At 74.9% G+C, this 10,390-nt stretch carries 3 protein-coding genes; all 3 read left to right on the top strand.

Translation table 11 applies throughout. The features are described from left to right. Positions 1-151: 151 nt before the first annotated feature. The 3 genes from ACFXMF_RS24115 to ACFXMF_RS24125 all read left to right on the top strand — a co-directional run bounded on the left by ACFXMF_RS24115 (position 152) and on the right by ACFXMF_RS24125 (position 10,353). Complete coding sequence (locus ACFXMF_RS24115; RefSeq protein WP_379991031.1) at positions 152-8,260, top strand: SDR family NAD(P)-dependent oxidoreductase; 8,109 nt, start codon at positions 152-154, stop codon at positions 8,258-8,260. A gap of 178 nt (positions 8,261-8,438) precedes the next feature. After that, complete coding sequence (locus ACFXMF_RS24120; protein ID WP_360315121.1) at positions 8,439-8,888, top strand: nuclear transport factor 2 family protein; 450 nt, start codon at positions 8,439-8,441, stop codon at positions 8,886-8,888. A 49-nt stretch (positions 8,889-8,937) separates the two neighbouring features. Continuing rightward, entirely contained in the window at positions 8,938-10,353 is a 1,416-nt protein-coding gene (locus ACFXMF_RS24125; RefSeq protein ID WP_360315119.1) for an FAD-dependent monooxygenase, read from the top strand. The last annotated feature ends 37 nt before the right edge of the window (positions 10,354-10,390 follow it).

The raw sequence follows: 10,390 nt of genomic DNA on the forward strand, positions 1-10,390 counted from the left end.
CCATGCATCGTTTTCCGACTGTTTCCGCACGGGTGACCGAATCGCGCCCCCGGGGTGTGGTGCCGGAACGGGGGACGATGCGCGGGCCGGCCGAACACCCGCCGGCCCGAGCCGCCGCCCCGTCCCGTCGCCGCGACGAGCGGGGTTCGGCGTGACCGCCTCCCCCGATCGGCTCGTCGAGGCACTCCGGGCGTCGTTGACCCGGAACGAGGAACTGCAGGCCCGGAACGAGCAGCTCAGCGCGCGCAACGCGGAACTGGCCGACGGCGCCGGTGAACCGATCGCGATCGTGGGCATGAGCTGCCGCTTCCCCGGCTCGGTGGCCGACCCGCAGGATCTGTGGCGACTGGTCGTCGAGGGCACCGACGCCATCGGGGACCTGCCCGACGATCGCGGCTGGAAGCAGCAGGTGCTCGACCTGGCCGCGACCGGCATCGGCATCGGCGCGCTTCCGCAGGGCGGTTTCATCGATCACGCCGACCGTTTCGACGCCGCCGTGTTCGGCATCGCGCCGCGCGAGGCGCTGGCGATGGACCCCCAGCAGCGGCTCCTGCTGGAGACCTCGTGGGAGGTCTTCGAAAGCGTCGGCATCGTGCCGTCCTCGTTGAAGCGCAGCCGGACCGGCGTCTTCATCGGCGCCACGGCCACCGGTTACGGCACCGGCGTCACGGAACTGCCCGAGGGGGTGGCCGGCCATCTGGTCAGCGGCACCGCCGGCAGCGTCATGTCGGGCCGACTCTCCTACGTCTACGGACTGGAGGGCCCCGCGGTCACCGTGGACACCGCCTGCTCCTCCTCGCTTGTCGCGCTGCACCTGGCCGCCCAGGCGCTGCGCACCGGCGAGTGCTCGTTGGCCCTGGCCGGCGGCGTGACCGTGATGTCCACCGCGAGCATCTTCTTCGGGTTCGGCAGCCAGGGCATGATGGCCCCGAACAGCCGCTGCAAGCCCTTCGCCGCCGCGGCCGACGGAACCTCCTGGGCCGAGGGCGCCGGCCTGCTGTTGCTCGAACGACTCTCCGACGCGCGCCGCAACGGCCGCCGGGTGCTGGCCGTACTGCGGGGTTCGGCGGTCAACCAGGACGGCGCGTCGAACGGGCTGACCGCCCCCAACGGCCCCTCCCAGCAGCGCGTCATCCGGGCCGCCCTGGCCGATGCCGGACTCACCCCCGACCAGATCGACGTGGTCGAGGCGCACGGCACCGGCACCACGTTGGGCGACCCGATCGAGGCCCAGGCCCTGCTGGCCACCTACGGCCGCGACCGGGACCCGCAACGGCCGCTGTGGCTGGGGTCGATCAAGTCCAACATCGGTCACTCCCAGGCCGCTTCGGGCATCGCGGGGGTGATCAAGACCGTCCTGGCGGTGCGCCACGCACACGTGCCGCGCACGCTGCACGTCGACGCCCCCTCCCCGCACATCGACTGGTCCGCCGGGGAGGTCCGGCTCGCCGACGAAGCCCGCGACTGGCCGCCGGTGGACCGGCCGCGGCGCGCCGCGGTCTCCTCGTTCGGACTCAGCGGCACCAACGCGCACGTCATCCTGGAACAGGCCGATCCGCAGGACGACCCACCGCCGGCCGAGCCCTCGGAGCAGCGTCCGGCCGGGCCGCTCGGCCGCGGACCGGTGCCGTGGTTGTTGTCGGCGGCCACCCCGCAGGCGTTGCGGGCCCGGGCCGGACAACTGGCCCGCTGGTGCGCCGGCGAGGCGCGGCCGGACCCCGCGCGGGTGGGCGCCGCCCTGGCCCGCACCCGGACCGCCTTCGAGCACCGGGCGGTCGTCCTGGTCGAGGACTCGGACCGAGCCCACGAGCCGCTGCACGCACTGGAGTCCGGCACGGCGTCCGCGCTGCTGGTCGAGGGGCCCGCCGTGGTCCGCGGCAAGGTGGTCTTCGTCTTCCCCGGCCAGGGCTCGCAGTGGACCGGGATGGCCGGCCGACTGCGCCGCGAGAGCCCGGAGTTCGCCGCGCACCTCGCCGAGTGCGAGCAGGCCCTCGCGCCCTGGATCGACCGACGGTTGACCGAGGTGCTGGACGACGAGGCCGCTCTGGCCCGGGTCGACCTCGTGCAACCCGCCCTGTGGGCGGTACTGGTCTCGCTGGCCCGGCTGTGGCAGGACCACGGCGTGCGGCCGGCCGCCGTCCTGGGTCACTCCCAGGGCGAGATCGCCGCGGCCTGCGTGGCCGGCGCCCTGTCGCTGGAGGACGGCGCCAAGGTCGTCGCGCTGCGCAGCCGGGCCATCGCCGCCTCCTTGGCCGGACACGGCGGGATGGCGTCGGTGGCACTGCCGGTCGCCGAGGTGCAGGCTCGTTGCGAGCGCGCCGGCCTGCGGTTGTCGATCGCCGCCCACAACGGCCCCCGCTCCACCGTCGTCTCCGGGCTGCCGGGGCAACTCGACGCTTTCGTCCGGTCCTGCGAGGCCGACGAGGTGCGGGTGCGCCGGATCCCCGTCGACTACGCCTCGCATTCCGCGCAGGTGGAGTCGCTGCGCGACCGGCTGATCGCGGACCTGGCGGACATCACGCCCCGCACCTGCGCGGTGCCGTTCCGGTCCACCGTCACCGGCGACTGGATCGACACGGCGCTGCTGGACGCCGACTACTGGTATCGCAATCTGCGCCGGACCGTGCTGCTGGAGGAGGGCGTGCGCGCGCTGCTCGCGAGCGGGCACGGTGTCTTCGTCGAAGTCGGTCCGCACCCGGTGCTCACGGCGGCCATCGAGGAGTGCGCCGAGCACGCCGAGGCGGACGCCGCCGTCGTCGCGACGCTGCGCCGCGACGACGACTCGCTGCTGCGCTTTCGCACCTCGCTGGGCGAGGCGGCGGTCCGCGGCGCCCGGATCGACCTCGGCCCGCTGTTCGCCGGGATCGGCACCGCGGATGTCGCCCTGCCCACCTATCCGTTCCAGGGCGCCCGCTACTGGCTCTCGCCCGGCCCGAACACGGCCGAACCCGCCGCGCTGGGCCTGGACCCGGCCGACCATCCGATTCTGGGCGCCGCGGTGGAGTTGGCCGACCACGACACGGTCGTGCTCACCGGCACCGTCGACGCCCTCGACCCGCTCGGGCGCGCCGGCGCCGGCGCGGTGCCCACGCTCGGCGCCGGCACCCTGGCGGAGTTGGCGGTGCGCGCGGCCGACGAGGTCGACGCCGGCGTGGCGGACCTGACCCTGGACCGGCCGTCGGTGCCGGCCGCGGACGGTGCCACCCGCATCCAGGTGACCGCGGCCCGGGCCGGCCGCACCCTGACCGTGCATGCCCGCCATCCCGCCGTCGCGGACGGCCGCTGGGTCCGCCACGCGAGCGCCGCCCTCACCGCCGCGTCGCCTCCCCCGGCCGCCGCCGCGGACCACGATTGGCCGCCCCGGGACGCCGACCCGCTGCCGCTGCCGGAGCCCGACGGCGGGTCCGACCCGGCGGTGATCCGCGGGTTGTGGCAGCGCGGCGACGAGGTTTTCGCCGACGTGCTGCTCGACGCCGACTCCGGTGCGGTGCGCGGCTACCGCATCCACCCCGCGTTGTTGGACGCCGCGCTCCGGGCCTGGCACCTGGCCCGCCCGGCGCCGGCGGACGACACCGGGCACACCCTGTTGCCCACCTCGCTCGGTCGCGTCGCGGTACACGCCACCGGCGCCGACAGCGCCCGGGTGCACCTGCGTCCCGGCGCCGACGGCACGGTCACCGTGACGCTCGCCGACGCGGCCGGGCAACCACTGGCCGACCTCGGCCCGGTGGTGTTCGAGCAGGTGGCCGCCCCGGGGCCGACGGCCGGCGCGGGCCTGCCGCGCGACACGCTGTTCACCGTCGAGTGGGCCCCGGTGACGGTGGCGCCGGAGCCGGTACCCGGGACCTGGGCGGTGCTCGCCGAGGGCCCGGACCGGGCCGGGCTGTCCGCCGCGCTGCGCGATCCGGACGCCGAGGTGTACGTGCACCGCGATCTGGCCGCGCTGACCGCGGCGGTCGCCGCGGGTGCCCGCGTCCCGGACACCGTCGTCGTCCCGGTCGTCGTCGAGGACTGCGGACCCGAGACCGTCGCGGGCGCGACGCTGGAACTCCTGCGGGCGTACCTGGCCGACGAACCGCTCGCGGCCGGCCGCCTGGTGCTGCTCACCCGGTCCGCGGTCGCCGCGATCCCCGACGAGGCTCCGGACCTGGCCGGCTCGCCGCTGTGGGGACTGGTCGGCTCGGCCGACGCCGAACACCCCGGTCGGGTCGTGCTGCTCGACACCGACGCTCCCGTCTCGGCCGACCTGCTGCGCGCGGCCCTGGCGGCCGGGGAACCCCGGCTGGCCGTACGCGCCGGCCGGCTGCTCGCGCCCCGGCTCGGCCGGGCCGCCGGCACCCCCGCCGCGGAGCCCACGCCGCTCGACCCGAACGGCACCGTGCTGATCACCGGCGGCACCGGCACCCTCGGCGCGCTGGTGGCCCGCCACCTGGTGCACCGGCACGGCATCCGGCACCTGGTGTTGCTCAGCCGGCGCGGCGCGGATGCCCCCGGTGCCCGCGAACTCGTCGCCGAACTGGGCGAGTCGGGAGGCCAAGTCACCGTCGCCGAATGCGACGCGGCCGATCGGGACGCGCTCGCCGCGGTGTTGGCCGCCGTGCCCGCGGCCCACCCGCTCACCGCGGTCGTGCACGCCGCCGCCGTCCTCGACGACGCCGTCCTGGACGCGCTGACCCCACAACGCGTCGCCGCGGTCTTCCGGCCCAAGGTGGACGCCGCGCTGCACCTGGACGAACTCACCCGCGCCGCGCCCCTGGCCGCGTTCGTGCTGTTCTCCTCGGCCGCCGGGGTGCTCGGCACCGCCGGCCAGGCCAACTACGCCGCCGCCAGCACCTTCCTGGACGCCCTGGCCGCCCGCCGCCGGGCCGAGGGCCTGCCCGGCACGTCACTGGCCTGGGGCATGTGGGCGGAACTGAGCGAGCTGACCCGGCGCATAGAGCCCACGGGCCGGGACCGGATGGTCGACGCCGGCTTCGGCACCCTCTCCAGTGCGGACGGCCTGGCCATCCTGGACGCCGCGATCCGCACCGACACCGCGCTGTTCGTACCGCTGCCGACCGACCTCGGCGCGCTCTCCCGGCAACTCGCCGGCAATCCGCCGCCGCCGCTGTATCGCGGCCTGCTCCGTACCCCGGTGCGGCGCGCCGTCGGCGCCACCCGGAGCGAGGACCCGCAACTCGCCGCCCGGCTGGCCGGCGAACCCCCCGCGGAGCGCACCCGCATCCTGCTCGACATCGTGCGCGGGCAGGCCGCGGCCGTGCTCGGTCATCCCACCGGCGACGCGGTCGCGCCCGGTCGGCCCTTCCGCGAGTTGGGCTTCGACTCGCTCAGTTCGGTCGACCTGCGCAACCGGATCGCCGCCGCCACCGGTCTGCGCCTGCCGGTCGGCCTGATCTACGACCACCCCACCCCCACCGCCCTCGCCCAGCACCTGCGCACCCGGCTCACCGGGGACCCGGCCGAGCCCGTCGGCTCGACCGCCCCGATCGCCGACCGCCGCGCGGAACCCGACGGCGAGGACGACCCGGTGGTCGTGGTCGGGATGAGCTGCCGGCTGCCGGGCGGCATCGAATCCCCGGACCGGTTGTGGGACCTGCTGGTGTCGGGCGGCGACGCGATCGGGCCCGCCCCGGACGATCGCGGCTGGAACCTGGACCGATTCGCCGCCTGGAACAGTGCGATGCCCGGCGTCGGTCTGCTGTCCCAGGGCGGCTTCATCACCGGCGCCTCGGGATTCGACCCGGCGTTCTTCGACATCGGCCCGGACGAGGCGCTGGTGATCGACCCCCAGCAACGGGTGTTGCTGGAACTGGCCTGGGAGGCGTGGGAGCGTGCCGGCGAGGATCCGCGTCGGTTGCGCGGCTCGCGCACCGGGGTCTACCTCGGCACCTTCTTCCAGAACTACGTCTCCGACCTGCGGCAGGTGCCGAAGGCGAGTCTGCCCTACGTGTCCTCCGGCGCCGGTTCGCCGTTCGCCTGCGCCCGGGTCGCCTACACCTTCGGGCTCGAAGGGCCCACCCTCGCCGTCGACACCGGCTGCTCGTCCTCCGGTGTCGCGCTGCACCTGGCCTGCCAGGCGCTGCGCCGCGGCGAGTGCGCCTCCGCGCTGGTCGGTGGCGTCACCGTGCTGGCGTTCCCGGCCGCGTACGAGAACCTCGGCGGCATCGCCTCCGACGGCCGCTGCAAGTCCTTCTCGGCGGACGCCGACGGCACCGGATGGGGCGAGGGCGCCGGCATGCTGGTCGTCGAACGCCTCTCCGAGGCGCGTCGCCGCGGCCACCCGGTGCTCGCGGTGATCCGCGGCTCGGCGCTGAACCACAACGGCGCCAGCAACGGACTGACCGCACCGCACGGCCCCTCGCAGAGCCAGGTCATGCAACTCGCCCTCGCCGAGGCCGGTCTCGGTCCGGCCGACATCGACGTGGTCGAGGCGCACGGCACCGGCACCCCCCTGGGCGACGCGGTCGAGGCCGAGGCGGTCATCGACGCGTACGGCCGGCACCGTCCCGCCGACCGTCCGCTGTGGTTGGGCAGCGTCAAGGCCAACATCGGCCACCCGCACGCCGCCTCCGGCGTCGTCGGCGTCATCAAGACGATCCTGGCCATCCGGCACGGCGTCGTGCCCGAGGCGTTGCACGCCGCCGAACCACTGCCCGACGTCGACTGGCAAGGCAGCGGCATCGCCCTGGCCCATCGGGCGGTGGCCTGGCCGGAGACCGGGCGCCCGCGCCGCGCCGGGGTCTCCTCGTTCGGCGGCAACGGCACCAAGGTGCACCTCATCCTGGAACAGGCCCCCGACGAACCCCTCGCGGCACCGCCCGCGACGAACGGCTCCGCCGGCGGATCGGCCCCGCCGCCCTGCCTGCTGTCCGCCCGCAGCGCCCCGGCCCTGGCCGCACTGGCCCGCCGGCTGCACGAGCGGCTGGCCGGCGACGACACCCTCGCTCCGGCCGACGTCGCCTGGTCGTTGGCCACCACCCGCACCGCGTTCGAGCAGCGCGCCGCGATCCCGGCCCGGGACCGGGCGGAACTCCTGGACGCCCTGGCCGCGTTGGCCGCCGGCGCCGCCCATCCCGCGCTGCTCACCGGCCGCTCGGCCGACGAGGGCGCCCGCCTGGTGGTCCTGCTGCCCGGTGCCGGGGAGCGGTCGGCCGACGCCGAGGCCGCGCTGTATGCCGCGTTTCCGGCCTACGCGCACGCCTGGGACGAGGCCGCGGCCGCCCTCGCGCCGTACCTGGACGAGCCGCTGCCCCGGCCCGGCACGGACGACGAACCGCCCGTCGCCGCGGCCACGTTCGCGGCGCACCTCGCCGGCCACCGGCTGCTGGAGAGTCTGGGCCTGCGCCCGGACGCGCTGGTCGGTCGCGGCATCGGCCGGATCGCCGCCGCCCACCTCGGCGGCTCGCTGACCCTGCGTCAGGCGGCGGCCGTGACCCTCGGTCGCGCCGACGAGTCGCCCGATCGCACGGTCGCGCCCGCGCGCCTTCCGGTGCTGACGGACGACGGCGCGAACCTCGACGCCGAGGCGCTGCTCACCGGCGCCGCGCCCGCGGCCGGCGAACCGACCGAGGCGACCGGCACTTTCGCGGCACGCGACACCGACCTGGTCGTGCATCTCGGCGCCCCGGACCGGGATCGGCCCGACACCGGCGCGGCGCTCACCCTGCACCTGTACGCGGACGCGGCGCTCGCACCCGGGGCGTTCGCGTCGGCGCCGGCGCGGCTGTACGTGGCCGGGGTCGACCCGGACCACACCGACCTGTTCCGCGGAGTGTCCGCACGGCGCATCGACCTGCCGACCTATCCGTTCCAACGCGAGCCGTACTGGCTGGGCGCGTTCCGATCGAGTGCCACCGACGGAGGGAGCACCATGACCGACGAGCCGACCCGCAAGAAGATCATCACCGAGTACTACCGCCGGCTCAACGCCGGGGACGTCGACGGGGTGGTCGCCATGTTCGCCGGCGACGGATACATCGAGGACCCGCTGGGCGCCCCGGTCACCCGCGGCCACCAGGCGCTGCGGCACTTCTACGACGTCACCATCAACGGGGCCGACATCAAGGACACGGTCAACTCGATCGTCGGCGCGCACGACGATCGGCACGTCGCCGCGGCGGTCACCGCCGACCTGATCAACGTCGAGGACCCCGAGCGCAAGCGGGTCACCGTCGACGCCGTGATGACGTTCCGCATCGACGACGACGGACTGATCGAGGAGGCCCGGACCTTCTGGGGCGCCACCGACGTGACCATGTGACCCGGACCCGGTGCCCTCGGTGCAACCGCCGGCCGGCCGGCGGTGGGACCCCTGACTTCGTCGGGCACACCCCTGAACCGCCGTTGTGCGCGAACTCCGGACGGGCCCGCGTGGCACAGTCCGATCATGCCTGTCTCCACTACGTCCCGTGCCGAAGCGCGGGCAGCGGGAGGTCGTCGTGCCCGATGAGAATCTGCGCAAACACCTGGTGGTGGAGCACTGTCGCCGGGTGAACGCCGCCGATCTGGAAGGGCTGCTCGCCCTCTACTCGCCACACGTGCGCTTCGAGGACCCGGTGGGTACCGGGTTGCAGACCGGGATCGAGGCACTGCGCGCGCACGCGGGCGCGGCCATCGAATGCCGGGCCTTCGAGGACTTCGGTGTCCCTGTGGCGGCGCAGGACGGCACCACCGCCGCGGTACCGGTCGTCACGACCATGAACTACCTGCCCTGGGGCCCGAATCTGGTGCGCCTGGGGTTCGTGCCCGCGCCGCCCGAGGACAGCGGGCCGGGGACACGCATCCGGTTCGACTACGTCATGGCCGTAACGGTCGGGGCCGACGGCCTGATCACCGGGATGCAGGGCTACTGGGGCCGGTCCGACGTGGTGTTCCTGGGCCCCGAATGACGCGGGCCCGCACTGCCGCGAACGACGACTGGAAGGGTGTGGCGTACCGATGACCGACTCGAAGCGCGCCGTGGTGCTGGGTGCCGGGCTCGCGGGCATGCTGACCGCACACGTGCTGGCCGACCACGTGGACTCCGTGACCGTGGTGGACCGCGACACGATGCCCGACGGGCCCTACCCGCGCAAGGGCCTGCCACAGGCGCGGCACGCGCATCTGCTGATGTCGGGTGGCGCCCGGGCGATCGATCGCCTGCTCCCCGGCATGACCGAGCGCCTGCTCGCCGCCGGCGCACACCGCGTCGCGCTCCCCGCGGATGTGGTGTCGCTGACCGCGTACGGCTGGCAACAGCGATTCCCCGGCGACCAGTTCATGATCACCTGTAGTCGGGAGCTGCTCGACTGGACGGTACGGGACACCGTGCTGCGCAATGCACGGATCACCGTGCTCGACGGGATGGACGTGCTCGCCCCGCTGACCGAGGCCGGGCGGGTGACCGGGATCGGCCTCCGGCCGCGCGACGGCTCGGCGGGACCGAGCGAGTTGGCGGCGGACTTCGTGGTCGACGCCACGGGCCGCGGGTCGCCGGCCAAGAAGTGGCTGGCCGATCTGGGACTTCCTCCCGTGCGGGAGGAGACCGTGGACGTCGGGCTGCGCTACTCCAGCCGGATCTTCCGGGCCCCCGCCGGGGCGGAGAAGGGCTTCCCCGTGGTCAGCGTGTATCCGGACCACCGCTCGGGCGGCCCGGGGCAGAGCGCGGTGCTCGTCCCGATCGAGGACGGCCGGTGGATCGTCACGATCTCCGGGACCCGGGGCGCGGAACCGCCGAACGGCGAGGAGGGCTTCGTCGAATTCGCCGCGGCGGCACGGCACTCGATCGTCGGCGACCTGATCGCCGCCGCCGAGCCGGTCACCGAGGTCCAGGGCTCGCGCAGCACGACGAACCGACGCCTGCACTACGAACAGGTCACCCCTTGGCCCGAGGGCTTCGCCGTACTCGGGGATGCGCTCGCCGCCTTCAACCCCGTGTACGGACACGGGATGAGCTGCGCCGCGCAGAGCGCGCTGGCCCTGGACGGCGAGCTGCGCCGACTCGGCGGCCTCGCACCCCAGCTCGCCCGGCGTGTCCAGCGGGCGGTGAGCGCGGCGATCGACGACGCGTGGATCCTGGCGACCACCCTGGACCTGGACTATCCCGGCTGCCGCTCGGACGTCACCGACGCCCGGCTGGCCAACCCCTCGCCGGCCGGCCGACGGTTCGCCGAACTGGTCTCGACCGCGGCGCTCTACGATCCCGCGGTGGCGACCGCGACGATGGAGGTCACCACGCTGTCCGCGCCGCTGACCCGACTCCAGGCACCGGATGTGTTCGCCGCCGCCCAGCGGTTCGCCGCCCGGCCCGCCGGCGGGCCGATCTCGGACGAACCGCCCCTGAAGCCGGACGAGTCGGCGCTGCTGGGCCGCTGACCGGGGGTAGCCCGAACGGACAGGAACAGGGGAGGGG

The organism is Embleya sp. NPDC059213 (genome assembly GCF_042754445.1).
Classification (GTDB): Bacteria; Actinomycetota; Actinomycetes; order Streptomycetales; family Streptomycetaceae; genus Embleya.

Bases quoted from the DNA above. Each gene is read 5' to 3' on its own strand.
- ACFXMF_RS24125 (WP_360315119.1), top strand. From the start codon at position 8,938: ATGACCGACTCGAAGCGCGCCGTGGTGCTGGGTGCCGGGCTCGCGGGC.